Genomic DNA, 13,138 nt, shown 5'->3' with positions numbered 1-13,138 from the left:
GGTTGCGGATGGGAGAGTTCTGGTCAACCGCAGTAATCAACTACTGTATCGCTTTGGGTGTTGTATTGGGCGGGTCCATGCTGGGGGGAATCGGAGCTTTCTTTGGCAATGAACCGCCGATGGATACCATGCTTCACTTATCGGAACAATTGAAGATTTGGGCTCTTGTAGCTGCTTTGGGAGGAACATTTGATACCATCAAATCGTTTGAAATCCATATTCTAGGTGGAGAATTAAATCAGGTATTTCAACAACTCGCCTTTATATTGAGTGCATTTTTCGGAGCACATTTTGGTACCATACTCATCCGATGGTTGATTCAAGGGGACCTTTAAATGAAAACGTCCACTCAAATCCAAGCCTTCCGAATCGCTGTATCTCTTGCCCTGGGGATGATGGCCGGTCTAGCAATCATGAATCTGTTATACGGAGAGAAGCTGGACGCATTGTATCTGGAGCGCAACAACCTGTATTATCGTAACAACGAAAAGTTCAAAAAGATCCAAATGTTGGAGAAAGATTTGGACAAACGAAACGACAATCAATACATTGGACAGGACATCTCTGTGGAGGTCCAACTTCCGGAAAATGAAAGCCGTTTTTATCAAGACCAACTTCGTCAGGAGGTCCAGGAACTGATGCAGCCCTTCGTCGGAAAATCCGTTCATTGGATCAGTGATCATCCTGAAGTCTTGGATTCCATGTTGGGAAAGCGCATCATCCAACTGGAAGGGGATCAGACAGGAACCCACACACCCAAGGTGTTTCATCTGAAATTGAAATATCTCACGTTTGTCGGGTCCAAGCTAAAGATATGGGTCATTGCTCAGGAAAAGACCGGAAAAGAGAAAGAGTAGTTCTTGGTACAAATTTTAAAAAAGATATGTCCATTTTGGGGAAAGGTTCGCAAAAATATCCTTTACGGTGTATCATAGATATAGAAAGGAGGGGATAACATTGATCATCAACCGAAAACGGTTGGCCCGAGCAAAGGTGGAAAAACTGAAACAGGGTTTTTCTGCCTACGCTGAGACAAAGGAAGTGGCCGAGTTGATCGAGAAAGAGTTGGATCATCTGGATCTTCCGGTTTTTGTCGATCGGACACCGATCGGGAATTGGTTTATCCCCGTACAACCTGAATGCAGCAACTCTTCCAATCCAGTAAAACCACCCTGTCCCTAACAGGCGCCCTCCGTCCCAAAGGACGGAGGGTTCCTGACGTTTACATATTTGTTTTGCTTTCTTAAGGAGGATACAGATGCAAATTCTGATGCTTCTATTCGTTGTGATTATCTTGATTACTGGAATCCGTACCTTTTCCAGCAGTACAGCCAGCCACCGAACAGAAGGAATGGAGCGGATCAAACACCGGGCAACGATGAATATCAATATGGGGATAATGTTTATCACATTAGCCCTGATGCAAGGGATTGCAATCAATGAGAGCTGGATCAGTATGATTCTGTTGATCGGGATCGGCGCCGTCGGAATCTACAATGTAATCTTTGGCGTCCGTACCCGACGGTTCCTGCGGGAACAGATGAAACACTGATTCTTAAAAAAAGCCTTCTTTCCAAATTGGAAAGAAGGCTTTTTGATGCTTTACTTCGTCCATGATTTTACTTTATCGGAATTTTCCTTTACCCAGTCCGCTGCAGCTTTTTCCGGATCTTTTCCATCTTGGATATCCAGCATCACGGCTTCCATATCCTCAGTGGTCCAATTGAAGTTGTCCAGGATCTTATAAGCTTCTGGACTGTCTTCTTTCAGACCTTTGACCGCAATTGTATGGATGTTTTCTTCACCCCCATATGTCTTTTTCGGGTCCTCCAGGAATTTCAGGTCGTACTTGGCAAATTTCCAGTGAGGCGTCCAACCGGTAACCACAACCGGCTTTTTGTCATCAATCGCCTTTTTGAGAGTGGCTGCCATTGCTGCACTGGACCCTTCCACCAATTCCAAGTCCAGGTCGTATTCTTTAATGGCCTTTTCCGTAGCCTGCATAATTCCGGCACCGGCATCGATTCCGATGATCTTGCCGTCCAAATCCCCTTTTACCTTATTCAGGTCTTCAATCGATTCAATGTCCATATATTCTGGAACGACCAACCCGATTTTGGTACCTTTCAGATTCGGACCCAGGTCCTCAATTTTGTTTTTATATTTGTCATAGTAATTCTTATGAGTGACCGGCAACCATCCGGCCACCATGGCATCTGCACTGCCGCTTGCCACTCCAGCCCACATCGGTCCGGCTTCCACCTGTTTCAGGTTCACGGTAAAGCCTTCATCTTCCAATATCTTTTTGATGACATGGGTACTGGCTACTTCGGAGTCCCAGTTTACATAGGCAAGTGTAATCTCCTTCTTCGCTTCTTCACCACCCTGATTTGAACAGGCAACGGTAAAGAGCAGGGCAAATATGGAGAAGAATACGGTCAATTGCTTCCAATAACGTTTCAAGCCATTCACTTCCTTTTTCAGGATATTTTTCTTTTTCCATTTCCCAAACTTTGGGTTACACGATCCAAAACAATCGCAATGATTACAATGGCCAATCCACCTTCAAATCCCTGACCCACTTCTAGGCGACTGATCGCTTGCAGTACCACATCACCCAGTCCGCCCGCACCGATCATGGACGCGATTACCACCATCGACAAAGAGAGCATGATCGTTTGGTTCATTCCAGCCATGATCGTCGATTTGGCCAAGGGAAGCTGTACCTTAAACAGTTTTTGAAAAGAGGTGGAACCAAAGGCATCAGCCGCTTCAATCAAGTCTTTCGGTACTTGTCGAATCCCCAGATTGGTCAGTCGAATGGTTGGGGGCATCGCAAAGATGACGGAGGCAATGACTCCGGGAACTGCTCCCAACGCGAAAAAGAAAACAGCTGGGATTAAGTAGACAAATGCCGGCATAGTCTGCATAAAATCAAGTACAGGAGTCAAAATGTTCTGTACCCATTGTTTTCGCGCAGCCAAAATGCCAAGTGGCACACCGATAATCACCGACACTAAAGAAGCCGTCAGAACCAGGGAAATGGTTTCCACACTTTGCTCCCACAACTGAAGATTTACAATTAGCAAAAGACCAACCAATGTAAACAAAGCAACGCTCAATCGACTGGCCAAAAGTACCAACAAACTGATGACTGCAACCGTAATCACCGGTGGAGCCAAAGTTAAGATCATTTGAAAAAAGTCTACCGTTGGCTCAATGATATTGGTAATAAAATCAAAGAGTCCGGAGAAATTTTCCGTTAACCAGGTAACAAAGGTGTCGATCCATTGCTCTAAAGGAATTTTAGGAAGTTGCATCATTATTCACTCCGTTTCCGGCAAGTGCCGCGAACATGGCACCCCGTACGACCACACCGCGCAGTTTCCCTTGCTCATTGGTTACCACAGCGGGATAGGCAAACTGATTTTCCGCCATTTTTGGCAGCAAATCGCTGACCGGTGTATCTTCCTCTACAACCACCGCATCTTTGATCAGCACATCTTCGATCGATTTCCCGTTTTCCGCAACTTCTTTGGCGCCTTCAGCGGTCAAGACTCCAAGGAATGTGCGGTCACGACCGACAACCATGACAGTGGAAGTCCCTTTTTCCCGCATTCTCTTCAGCGCAACACGGGGACCATCTTTACCGAGAACCAGAGCTTCAGACCGTTTCATAATCGAACTGGCAGTTAAAACCTTGGTTAAATTTACATCTTCTACAAATTTCTCAACATATTCATTTGCAGGGTTGGTTAAGATGTCTTCCGGTGTCCCGATTTGAACGATCTTTCCATCTTTCATTAAAGCAATCCGGTCCCCGATCCGAAGGGCTTCATCCAGATCATGTGTAATAAATATAATCGTTTTTTGCATGGAAGATTGCAGATCCATCAGTTCATCCTGCATATCTTTGCGGATTAACGGGTCCAGAGCACTGAAGGCTTCATCCATTAGGAGAATGTCGGGATCATTGGCCAATGCGCGGGCCAGCCCCACACGTTGTTGCATCCCTCCGGACAACTGATCCGGATAGCTGTCCGCATAGTTCTCCAGACCCACTAACCCCAAAGATTCCAAGGCTTTCTTGTTTCGTTCCTGTTTGGGAACCCCTTGAATCTCCAATCCATATTCAACATTCTCACAAACACTTTTGTGCGGAAAGAGGGCAAAGCGTTGAAAAACCATCCCCATCTTTGTCCGGCGTGCCTCTCTCAATTGTTCGGAATTCATTTTGGTAATGTCTTCCCCGTCCAATTTCACGGAACCTTCAGTCGGCTCAATCAGTCGGTTTAACAGTCGAACCAAGGTGGATTTCCCGCTTCCAGACAATCCCATGATGACAAATACTTCACCGGAGTCAACGGAAAAGCTGGCACGGTTCACACCGACGGTCATACCTGTTTCCTTTAAAATCTCCTCTTTTTCTTTCCCCTGACGTACCAATTCCAATCCTTTTACGGGGGAGCGCCCAAAAATTTTCGTCAAATCTTCCACTTCGAATTTTTTCATTTTGACCCCCTGTTTCTCCCTAGCATACAATACTCACCCTAAAACCATACTTATTTTACCCTTTTAGCGCTTTTTCACCCCGCTTAGTTGCAAACAAATAAAACCAAGCTGGTGTATAACCACCAGCCTAGTTCTTTTATCATATCATACCGTAGATTTTGCTGAAAAATCGGATGAGACAGCCTATCGCTCGATCACCTGGGCTGTAACTAGTGCTTTCGCCACTATATGGCTGTCATGGTAAACTTCCACGTCTATTTTACCTATTTTTCTTCCCAATTCGATTACTTGGGGGCGAATCTGGATCTCTCGATCCAGCTGAACCGGCTTTAGGGTGTACAACGTCAGATTGTCCATCACCATATCCCCACGATGCTGCCGACGAATCCGTCGATATGCCACTTCTGTAATCAATGAGGTAAGCACACCTGTAGACAGATTTCCCAGTGAATCCGTCATCTGGGGAGCGACAACTCCCTGGTAAAGGAGTTCGCCATTCTCCCCTTTTACCTCCTCAAATCCCCTGACGATCAGGTCGTTGATGGTTTCCCCTACTTGCGGTTGTTTTTGCATATATTGCAGGGATTTAATCACATCTTGACGACTGATCACACCCAGCAGGTGATGATTGGAATTGACCACCGGAAGCAGTTCAATTCCCTCCCATACCATTTCATGAGCAGCCGCCGCCAATGATGTTTTTGGTGTGACCGTTATGGGGTTTTTCGTCATGACCCGCTCAATCCGTTCATTTGAGTCATGACCTACCACATCTTTAGCTGTCACCATGCCATGCAGTTTTCCATTCTCATCCACTACAGGGTACCGGCTGTGTTCCGTGTTCTGAACCGACTCATGAAAACGGGAAACCTGATCGTCCAATCGAAGGAAAACGGGGGGTTGATCCGGATTCAGCATATCTTCGACAAGCAGAATCTCTTTTTTGATTAAACGGTCATAGATCGCTCGATTGATCATCGCAGCCACAGTAAAGGTGTCATAAGTGCAAGAGATTACAGGGAGCTCCAGATGATCCGCCAATTGTTTGACTTCTTCCGTGGCATCAAAGCCACCGGTGATCAGGACGGCTGCACCCCGTTCCAAGGTAATGCGGTGCGCATTATCCCGGTTTCCAACGATCAGAAGGTTACCCGGCTCCACATACCGAATCATGGCCTCCAGTTTCATGGCCCCAATTACAAATTTATTCAGTTCTTTGTAAAGTCCGGCACTTCCCCCCAATACCTGTCCGTCCACAATATTCACGACTTCGGCAAAGGTGAGACGTTCAATTTTGGAACGGTTTTTCTTTTCAATCCGGACCGTGCCCACTCTCTCCACAGTGGATACAAGCCCCTGGTTCTCCGCCTCCTTAATCGCACGGTAGGCCGTTCCTTCACTTACTTCCAATTCACGTGCAATCTGTCGGACTGAAATTTTGTGTCCCAACTCCAGGTCTTCTATATATGCCAGAATTTTTTCGTGTTTGGTAGACATGAGCTTCACTTCTTTCCCCGTTTTCAATGTCCGTTTTCTTCCACATTATACATGAAAGAAAAACAGATAATCAAAAGTCAAATGGGGAAATCCCCATGATTTTAAAGGGTAAAGAGGGGGTTACTGTCCGGTGACAGTAACCTTATTTTCATCATGAATTCACCATTTCCCTCGTCGTCTGCGGGCAGACCAACTCAAATTCTTTCTCCGCTTCTGCTCTTTCAGCCACCGATTTCTCCGTTGTCTCTCCGCTGTTCTCCGTTTCTCCCGTTCCACTTGAAGCACCATTTTCCAATTGGCCGCAACAATGAAACCGGCAAAAGCCAGCCACGTCCAGGTAAACAGAGAGGAGATGCCCCATTCCATTGACAACGGCAAACGGGAAAGAGCAAAGAAGAGCAACGCCAACGCAACCACTAAATGGATTCCATACTTTGTCTGAAACACACCCAACTCCCCTTTTTGTCCTGTTCTAATCTATTTGTACAGTACAAGCCGGGAAATCATGCAAAAAAAAGAGACGGTGATCTGCACCGTCTCGTTTATAAGGGGGTTTTCATCCTGCTATCATGCTAATTCTTTCATATTACAACCTCGTTACATTGGAATTACAGTTTCTTATCTAATCCAACGTTCAAATTTTGAAGGATTCACCCGGCTGTACGGATTGCCCATGAATATTCACCTTTTTCAATGCGTCAATAAATGCATCGGCGTCCTGTTCAATCAATGGAAATGTATTGTAGTGCATGGGAACAACATGTTTTGCCCCTACCCATTCTGCGGCCAAAAGGGCATCATCTGGGCCCATGGTGAAATTATCCCCGATGGGCAACAAGGCCAAATCCACACCGTTGTTCCTTCCAATCAGTTTCATATCGGAAAAGAGGGCCGTATCCCCGGCATGGTAGATCGTCCGTCCACCTATTTCCAATAAAAGACCAGCCGGCATCCCCAGGTAGATGATCTCTTTCTTTTCCTCATCAACGAATCCGGAACCATGAAGAGCCGGAGTAAGTTTGACACGACCAAAGTCAAAAACATGACTTCCACCGATATGCATCGGATGAACCTGTTGCACACCTTGGAAACTGAACCAATTGGCCAATTCAAAATTAGCGATTACAGTTGCTTGGTTGCGCTGGGCAATTTCCACTGCATCTCCCACATGGTCTCCATGCCCGTGAGTGATCAGGATATAATCTGCCCGAATCTCTTCCGGCGTTGCTTTTGCAAGAGGGTTTCCGTTCAGAAATGGATCAATGATCAATTTGGTCTGTTCATGATGGATTTCAAAGCAACTTTGACCGTGAAAGGTAATACGCATCGCAATCCCTCCATTTATTTTCCGCGTGAGTTTTTGTACAGCTCTTCCACCGGTCCACTTACAATTCGGTTGATATCTGCCATCAGTTGCCCAAACCGCCTCTCCGACTCCAGGTACTTACTCAGGGTTGAGTCCGATTGGATTTTCTGCAAAAGACGGTTCCATTCCTCCCCTTTTTCTTGGCTCGGGTCTTTCCCCTGCATTTGAAGAGCCTGAAGTTCCATAGATAATTCCCGGAATTGCTCTATGTACCGGCGATGTTCAGGATTTTTGTCAACGTCTTCCCAAGTCTTCGCCAGAGCCTTCCACTCCTCTGAGCTTCGGATTGTTCGTGCAAGCTCATGAGCTTTGTCGTAAACATTTTCCTCTGACATAACATCCCTTCCCTTCTCCATACAGACTTCTCCGTGTCCAGTATACAAGTCCTTTCCGGAAATGCGCCACCCTTCCCATTTTTAAAAACACAACTCTTTTATTCACCGCAAAATACATGCCTACATACCTTATATCAGTCACTTTTTGCGGAAGGGGATCCTCATGGGGCATGTAAGAGTTGTCGTTCAACCTCTGCCTGAACACAGTTTTCCTTCTCATACCAATATGATTATCAGTCAGTCCCTTGCCAATCGGCTCCGTCTTCCTGATCATCCCGTTTGGGTGACCTTTGGGACCTTAACAGATACCGCGTATATTTATCGGACTCGAAACCATACCCCTTTGATTCGAATCAGCTCTCGCCTGGCCCACCAATTAAAAATGGAAACCCAGAAAACCCTTCATGTCCGGTATGATTCATCCAATCGGCGCCTTCGTTTTGGTCCCCTTCTGGGCATTCTGATGAACACATCTGTAGAGGGAAACGATCATCATCCATTCGGTTTAATGGCCCGCTTTCTCGAAGAATGTGCTCAAGCGTCACTGGCAAAAGGGATTTGTATGGTTGTATTCTCTCCTGAAAATCTCAACCCTGCCAAAAACACCACCACTGGGTGGGAATATCAAGGAAACCGATGGAGGAGAACGGAGTCCCCTCTGCCTGATGCAATCTATAACCGGATCACATCCCGTCGGATCGAACGGAAGCCGGATCTGCAACAGCGACTTGAACAATTGAAAAAAACCTGTAAGATTCCGGTTTTTAACGAAACGTTTCTAAACAAGCAGCAAGTATATGACCTTCTCGTAAAAGATGAGCAGATGCGCCGTCTTCTCCCGGAAAGTCATCCATACCAGCCAGCCATATTGCGCCATATGCTGAAAAAATACCGAACCGTTTATCTGAAGCCGACAAATGGAAGTCTGGGCCACGGGATTATCCGAGTCATGATTTCTGAAAAAAAATGGGTCATCCAATATTCAGAAGCTGCAAGAACGGTCACCCGGATCTTCTCCAAGCCAAAAGAAGCGATTCGACAACTTCGACGGAAAGTGGTTTCCAGCCGTTACATCATTCAGAGAGGATTGGATTTGATTACGTATGAAGGGCGTCCCGTTGACTTTCGCGTATTGGTACAAAAAAACGGACAGGGAAAATGGTCGGTTACCTCTACTGTCGGGCGAATTGCCAATGATCGAAATATCGTGTCCAACCTGGCGCGGGGCGGAACCCTACGCAAAGCAAGTGAAATCCTGTCGTCTGTGCAACTTGTCAACAAACCCAACCTTCGGCACATCCAAAAGCAAGCCCTTTCCATCGCCGAACATTTCGAATCGCTGTCCCAAGGCCATTTTGCTGAACTGGGTGTGGATCTGGTCTTGGATCAAACCGGCCGTTTATGGTTGATCGAATTGAACTCCAAGCCATCCAAAACCGACGAAACTGTAACCAGCCCTTCAAGGGCCATACGACCCTCTGTCAACCGCTTGATTGAATACGTCACATATATCACAGGTTGGAACCGAAATCCAACGGGAAAAAGCAAAAAGAACACATCCCGATCCAACCGAAACAGGAGGAAAAGGCGATGAGTGCATCGGTCTATACACTGGGGGTGATTACCTGCCACCTCAGTAAAAAAACACCCCCCTTTCAAGAAGCCGGATACATCAAAGAATTGACGGCAGCAGGTGTTCCCTTCGGAATACAACTCATCACCTTTTCACCCATGGATGTGGATTGGAAGACCAGAAAAGTCTCCGCTTGGAGGTATGATCCGAAAGGAAAGCGATGGCATAAGGAGTCTCATCCTATCCCCCATCTGATCTATGATCGTTGTTATTATTTGACTTCAGAACAATATGCGGCTTACAAACCTTACATCTCCCGAATATCCAAAGATTCACAGACACATTTGCTAGGACGCCCACTTGGAGGAAAACTTCATACACATCATATGATCCAGGAAAATCCGGCCCTTCGACCCTACCTTCCACCCACAATCAAACTTCAATCATCTGCAGACATTTTAACAGCCCTGCAAAAACACGCTGCCATCCTTATCAAACCAAACGGTGGGAGCCATGGAAGAGGGGTAGCGGCAATCATCCCGGAAGGGGATTCCTTTCGGGTTTGGGGACGCTCCAAAGCCAACCGGCGTTTTCATCTTCTTTTGCATTCAAGAAAAACGCTATGTCGATGGGCGGAACAATTTACTCAACATTCAAGATATATCATTCAGCCGTATCTGTCTCTGACAACAATGGATGGCCGCCCTTTCGACATCCGAATTCTTGTGCAAAAGGATCGATCAGGTTGCTGGGTTACTACAGGGATGGCCGTCCGGACAGGGCATTTCAGTTCCTTAACCTCCAATCTTCATGGTGGAGGGCATGCCGAAAGAGCTATCCCATTTCTGAAAAAATATTACCCTCCCGGCAAGGTATCAAAAATCTTGAAATCCATTCGCTTTCTTTCTTTAAACATCCCCAAACAAATCGAAAGTCAACATGGAAGACTGTTGGAACTGGGACTGGATATAGGAGTGGACCGAAACGGACATGTTTGGCTGCTAGAAGCCAATTCAAAACCCGGCAGAAGCATCTTTCTCAAGACCGGTGAACAGGATGTTCGGGTACAGTCCGTTCGGTTGCCGATCGAATATGCCCATTCCTTGTTCCAAAGTCTGACAGGAGGGTCTGTATGAACTCCATAATCTGTCGTATTCAGCCTTTACCCTCCGGCAGACAGCAAGCCATCTGGCTCTCTCTGCCCCTGATGAAGGAGTGGAAATGTAAACAAGGGCAATCGATCAAAGTGCGTATTGGTGGAAAAAGTTTGATTACACAAGTGATCGGCTATCGCAAAAAAAGCCGGGAAATCCGTATTCCCCGGTCTATTGCCACCCAATTGAGTCTCCCATTTTACGGAAATACTCGCGCGGTTTATCAAAACCGGCAGTTAAGTCTGGGACCCGTGCTGGCAATCCTGACAACAGGCTGCACCGGTTCTCCGCTCGCTCCCTACCGGACCCGCTCTTTTCTGTTCCGGGAATTCCTGCTCGCATCCAGGGTCGATCATCCCTTTTTTTACGTTTTTTCTCCGGAGATGGTCGACTGGAACAACCGGGTGATCAGGGGATGGTTTTACCGAAAAGATTCTTCCGGACACTACCGTTGGATTCGTAAGACAGCCCCATTTCCCGATGTGGTGTATGAAAGAATTCCCAACCGCAAGGCGGAATCGAATACCCTCGTTCGGGAATGCAGAAAACGGCTGGAAACCATTGAAAATATTCCGACGTTCAATCAGGGATTCTTTAACAAATGGAAAGTTCATGAAGCGCTTTACAACCACCCCATGACACCGGACTGTATTCCTGAAACCCACCTGTCTCCATCATTGGAAACCGTGCAGGATATGCTGGAGCGACACAAGATGGTATACCTTAAACCGAGTGGTGGAAGCCTTGGGCTTGGAATTTTTCGAATCACGCAAAGTCCAAAGCAGGAATATTACTGTCGCTTTCGTAGCGGAGAGCGAAACATTCTGCGACGATATAAATCCCTTAAAATGCTGATGCGTCAAGTTTTTGGGCCACAGATGAAACGTCTTCCTCACTACCTTGTTCAACAGGGAATACGATTGGTCAAGTATCAAGAACGCCCCGTCGACTTTCGCGTTCATATGCATAAGGACCACTCCGGAAAATGGAAAGTGGTCGGAATCGGAGCCAAAGCCGCGGGGATTGGAAGTGTCACCACACATGGACGGACCGGGGGTTCCCTTTTATCCGTTTCCGAAGTGCTGGAACAAAGCTTTCCCGGTCACAGCTCTGAAATGGAAAATCGCATTCAAAATGCATCCATACGAATTTGTTCTGCGTTGGAAAGTCAGGTTGAAGGGCTGTTGGGAGAGCTCGGTTTGGATATCGGAGTGGACCGCAATGGAAAAGTATGGTTATTCGAAGTCAACTCCAAACCCGGACGACACATCTTTAAGCATCCATCATTAGCAGAAGCCAGAAAGCACTCAGCCCACTGTATCGTTCAATACAGCTTAAGGCTTGCAAACTTCTAGAAGGGGGGTAACAAATTTGAATTCTTTGCTCCAATCGGGTTGGCTGGCCATCAACGGAACGGATGGCAAGGCGGTATTCATCCCCCGATACAAAAAAGCAAACCCCTTCTCTTCTTCCACTGTGGCTATGACCGTTGGATCTCGGATGAGGAAAAGGGTACACATCCAACCGCCCGATTACAAACATCCAAGCGGTTATCTATTGCCGGTTCGGCTGAAGCCCATTCGCGACAAAGAATATAAAGCGGGTCCTTTTGTCGCCATTCTAACATCCCCCAGTGGCAACTTCTTCCGGGGGAACCCTTCGAATTTCGCCGATATCATCCAAACTGGACGTCGGTTGGGGGTAACCGTCTTCGTGTTGACACCAAAAGGATTAAACCAGAAAAGTGATACCGTCCAAGGATTTCTTTTGACCACACGTGATGCGAAAAAGCGTTGGATTCCTGCTACACTACCAATGCCTGATATAGTATATAACCGAATCCCCAACCGGATGCTTGAACAACAAATACGGGAGCAAAACGCCCTTTCCTATTTCATGTCCATGCCCGAAATTCATCTGTTCAATCCATCTTTTTTCAACAAATGGACCTTATTTCTTCAGATGAAACGCTCACCCCAATTGGCATCCCTTCTTCCGGACACAAAGCGATGGGACCCAGGAGAACCCTTGACGGCAATGACCCAAAACCACCGCGTGTTCTTTCTTAAACCGATCAATGGAAAAGCAGGTCAGGGGATGATCCGGGTCATCCGAGAGAAGGATGGATACCAGGTCACTTTACAATCCAAACAAGGAAAAATTCATCACTTGGCAAAAAATCCGGACTCGCTCCGAAACATACTATCCTCTTTCACCCAAGATAAATCCTATATCCTGCAACAAGGGATTCCGCTGGCACAGTACAAAGGACGTCCTTTTGATCTTCGTGTTCTGATGCAGAAGGATGGGAGTGGACGTTGGACCCCTACCGGAATCGGAATCCGCGTGGCCGGCAAGGAATCGATCAGTACCCATGTACCTATGGGTGGTTCCATTGCAAATACTTCCAGCGTTCTGAGATCCACTTTTCCCAAACATGATTCTGCGATGAGAAAACACATAGAGCAAACGGCCCAAGCCATCGCTTCCCATATTGAACGGGAAGAAGGAAACAATCTGGGGGAAATGTCTTTGGACCTGGGAATGGAAGCAAGTGGTCGTCTCTGGTTTTTTGAAGCCAACGCCAAACCGATGAAGTTTGACGAACCCAATATTCGAAAACGCTCCCTTCAGAAATTGATTCAGTACTTTCTCTACCTGAGCGGGTTTGTCTTTGGAACACGAAAGGGAGGGTGACTCA

General features: G+C 46.7%; 15 protein-coding genes. 8 read left to right on the top strand and 7 right to left on the bottom strand.

The genetic code is table 11. The features are described 5' to 3' along the window. The first annotated feature begins 8 nt into the window (after positions 1 to 8). From FN782_RS00485 to FN782_RS00470, 4 genes are all read left to right on the top strand, one after another. Complete coding sequence (locus FN782_RS00485; protein WP_142503816.1) at positions 9 to 335, top strand: YtrH family sporulation protein; 327 nt, start codon at positions 9 to 11, stop codon at positions 333 to 335. Continuing rightward, positions 336 to 857: a hypothetical protein gene (locus FN782_RS00480; RefSeq protein ID WP_142503815.1), complete on the top strand. Its 522-nt coding sequence runs from the start codon at positions 336 to 338 to the stop codon at positions 855 to 857. Positions 858 to 957: 100 nt separating this feature from the next. Then, entirely contained in the window at positions 958 to 1,182 is a 225-nt protein-coding gene (locus tag FN782_RS00475; protein WP_142503814.1) for a YtzJ family protein, read from the top strand. 76 nt (positions 1,183 to 1,258) lie between these two features. Continuing rightward, a complete protein-coding gene (locus FN782_RS00470; RefSeq protein WP_142503813.1) occupies positions 1,259 to 1,552 on the top strand; it encodes a hypothetical protein in 294 nt (97 codons plus the stop codon). A gap of 50 nt (positions 1,553 to 1,602) precedes the next feature. On the opposite strand, the gene FN782_RS00465 is transcribed toward FN782_RS00470, so the two are convergent. The 7 genes from FN782_RS00465 to FN782_RS00435 form a co-directional block, all read right to left on the bottom strand. Continuing rightward, complete coding sequence (locus tag FN782_RS00465) at positions 1,603 to 2,472, bottom strand: glycine betaine ABC transporter substrate-binding protein (RefSeq protein WP_342778328.1); 870 nt, start codon at positions 2,470 to 2,472, stop codon at positions 1,603 to 1,605. An 8-nt stretch (positions 2,473 to 2,480) separates the two neighbouring features. Then, the gene (locus tag FN782_RS00460; protein WP_142503811.1) at positions 2,481 to 3,323 is read right to left on the bottom strand and encodes an ABC transporter permease; all 843 of its coding nucleotides are present in this window, start codon (positions 3,321 to 3,323) and stop codon (positions 2,481 to 2,483) included. Continuing rightward, positions 3,307 to 4,512: a glycine betaine/L-proline ABC transporter ATP-binding protein ProV gene (gene proV / locus FN782_RS00455; protein ID WP_142503810.1), complete on the bottom strand. Its 1,206-nt coding sequence runs from the start codon at positions 4,510 to 4,512 to the stop codon at positions 3,307 to 3,309. Before proV ends, FN782_RS00460 begins: the two co-directional genes overlap by 17 nt. Before the next feature lie 183 nt (positions 4,513 to 4,695). Beyond that, positions 4,696 to 6,009, bottom strand: coding sequence for a DRTGG domain-containing protein (locus FN782_RS00450; protein WP_142503809.1), 1,314 nt, complete (start codon positions 6,007 to 6,009; stop codon positions 4,696 to 4,698). Positions 6,010 to 6,168: 159 nt separating this feature from the next. Beyond that, positions 6,169 to 6,456 (bottom strand): hypothetical protein, encoded by a 288-nt coding sequence (locus tag FN782_RS00445; RefSeq protein ID WP_142503808.1) that lies wholly within the window; start codon positions 6,454 to 6,456, stop codon positions 6,169 to 6,171. Between the two features lie 187 nt (positions 6,457 to 6,643). Further along, positions 6,644 to 7,336: a metal-dependent hydrolase gene (locus FN782_RS00440; protein ID WP_142503807.1), complete on the bottom strand. Its 693-nt coding sequence runs from the start codon at positions 7,334 to 7,336 to the stop codon at positions 6,644 to 6,646. A 14-nt stretch (positions 7,337 to 7,350) separates the two neighbouring features. Further along, positions 7,351 to 7,710, bottom strand: a complete 360-nt coding sequence (locus FN782_RS00435) for a YlbF/YmcA family competence regulator (RefSeq protein WP_185955944.1) — start codon at positions 7,708 to 7,710, stop codon at positions 7,351 to 7,353. Positions 7,711 to 7,873: 163 nt separating this feature from the next. On the opposite strand from FN782_RS00435, the gene FN782_RS00430 reads away from it, so the two are divergent. The 4 genes from FN782_RS00430 to FN782_RS00415 are packed head-to-tail and all read left to right on the top strand — an operon-like array spanning position 7,874 to position 13,134. Continuing rightward, the gene (locus FN782_RS00430) at positions 7,874 to 9,304 is read left to right on the top strand and encodes a YheC/YheD family endospore coat-associated protein (protein WP_142503805.1); all 1,431 of its coding nucleotides are present in this window, start codon (positions 7,874 to 7,876) and stop codon (positions 9,302 to 9,304) included. Beyond that, positions 9,301 to 10,419, top strand: a complete 1,119-nt coding sequence (locus FN782_RS00425; RefSeq protein ID WP_142503804.1) for a YheC/YheD family endospore coat-associated protein — start codon at positions 9,301 to 9,303, stop codon at positions 10,417 to 10,419. Before FN782_RS00430 ends, FN782_RS00425 begins: the two co-directional genes overlap by 4 nt. Next, the gene (locus tag FN782_RS00420) at positions 10,416 to 11,792 is read left to right on the top strand and encodes a YheC/YheD family endospore coat-associated protein (protein WP_142503803.1); all 1,377 of its coding nucleotides are present in this window, start codon (positions 10,416 to 10,418) and stop codon (positions 11,790 to 11,792) included. Before FN782_RS00425 ends, FN782_RS00420 begins: the two co-directional genes overlap by 4 nt. Positions 11,793 to 11,808: 16 nt before the next feature. Next, positions 11,809 to 13,134, top strand: a complete 1,326-nt coding sequence (locus FN782_RS00415; RefSeq protein WP_142503802.1) for a YheC/YheD family endospore coat-associated protein — start codon at positions 11,809 to 11,811, stop codon at positions 13,132 to 13,134. Positions 13,135 to 13,138: the final 4 nt, after the last annotated feature.

The organism is Melghirimyces algeriensis, from assembly GCF_900182565.1.
GTDB lineage: Bacteria > Bacillota > Bacilli > Thermoactinomycetales > DSM-45169 > Melghirimyces > Melghirimyces algeriensis.
The sequence above is the reverse complement of the archived record's forward strand: the minus strand, read 5'-3'. Positions and strand labels throughout refer to the sequence as shown.